This window comes from Citrobacter sp. Cpo015, from assembly GCF_030333035.1.
GTDB classification, from domain to species: domain Bacteria; phylum Pseudomonadota; class Gammaproteobacteria; order Enterobacterales; family Enterobacteriaceae; genus Citrobacter; species Citrobacter portucalensis.
In genome coordinates, this window is the sequence record NZ_JAOWGS010000004.1 from 1 (window position 1) to 258 (window position 258).

At 53.5% G+C, this 258-nt stretch carries 1 tRNA gene; it reads right to left on the bottom strand.

Features of this window, described 5'->3' with window-relative positions:
- Window positions 1-2 precede the first annotated feature (2 nt).
- A tRNA-Ala gene (locus OGY67_RS00015) sits at window positions 3-78 on the bottom strand.
- Between the last annotated feature and the right edge of the window lie 180 nt (window positions 79-258).

Here is a 258-nt window from a genome sequence, read left to right on the forward strand (position 1 = left end):
GATGGTGGAGCTATGCGGGATCGAACCGCAGACCTCCTGCGTGCAAGGCAGGCGCTCTCCCAGCTGAGCTATAGCCCCATCGTAGTTATCTCATTCACCTTAATTCTTGCTGAGACAAGGCGTGGAACGGTGAAGCATACTGATGTATGCGAGTCGTTTCACAACGCGGTATCAGAAAGAATTTGGTAGGCCTGAGTGGACTTGAACCACCGACCTCACCCTTATCAGGGGTGCGCTCTAACCACCTGAGCTACAAGC